This is a genomic window from Streptomyces klenkii (genome assembly GCF_003626645.1).
GTDB classification, from domain to species: Bacteria; Actinomycetota; Actinomycetes; order Streptomycetales; family Streptomycetaceae; genus Streptomyces; species Streptomyces klenkii.
The window spans coordinates 1-1015 of the sequence record NZ_RBAM01000229.1; the positions used below are offsets into that span (position 1 = coordinate 1).

Consider the following 1015-nt stretch of genomic DNA (forward strand, 5'->3'; position numbering starts at 1 on the left):
CCCAAGGAGGTTTTCGATGGAAGATCATTCGGACATGCCGAGCGGCGGCGGATTCGCGGAGGAGCCCGTCGCCGTGATCGGCATCGGATGCCGCTTGCCCGGCGGCATCGACTCCCCAGCCGCGCTGTGGCAGTTCCTCGCCGACGGGCGGGACGCCGTCGGCGAGCCGCCGCCCGGGCGAGCAAAGCTGTGGGAGCGGCAGACCGTCGATCCGCGCGGCGGGGACGCGCGGATCGACGTGCGCTCCCTCCAGGGCGGCTACCTCCAGGACGTGTCGCGCTTCGACGCCGACTTCTTCGGCGTCTCCAGGCCCGAGGCGGAAGTGCTCGACCCTCAGCACCGGCTGCTCCTGGAGGTTGCCTGGGAGGCCTCGGAGCATGCCGGTATCCGGCCGGAATCACTGGCCAATACGCCGACCGGTGTCTTCACCGGCCTGAGCTACACGGATTACATGGACAGCCTCGCCGGGCACCCTCTGGAGCTGCCGAGCTCGGTTCTCACCAACGGTCACTCCGTGGCGTCGGGGCGCGTCTCCTACGTGCTGGGGCTGAACGGCCCGTCGATGTCGGTGGACACGGCCTGCTCCTCGTCGCTGGTGGCGGTCCACCTCGCGGCCCAGTCCCTGCGCGCGGGGGAGTGTGACATCGCCCTGGCCGGGGGCGTCAGCCTCATCCTTCAGCCCCGGATCACCCGGTCGTTCGCCCGGATGGGCATGCTCTCGAGCACGGGACGCTGCCGGGCCTTCGACGCGGCGGCGGATGGCTTCGTCCGCGGCGAAGGATGCGCTCTGGTGGTCCTGAAACGCTTCGCCGACGCCCTGCGCGACGGCGACCGCCTGCTGGCCGTCATCCGGGGCTCCGCGGTGAACCAGGACGGTTCCTCCGACGGCCTCGCGGCCCCGTCGGCCGCTGCCCAGCGCGCGGTCTACCGGCAGGCGTTGCGCAGTGCGGGTGTGGACGCCGGCGACGTCGGGATGATCGAGGCGCACGGCACGGGCACACCGCTGGGTGATCCG

The 1015-nt window shown here is 71.5% G+C and carries 1 protein-coding gene; it reads left to right on the forward strand.

Annotation, left to right across the window (positions count from 1 at the left end; translation table 11 throughout):
- Positions 1-16: 16 nt before the first annotated feature.
- A partial coding sequence (locus D7231_RS35970) for a beta-ketoacyl [acyl carrier protein] synthase domain-containing protein (RefSeq protein WP_242000103.1) occupies positions 17-1015 on the forward strand: 999 nt, incomplete at its 3' end.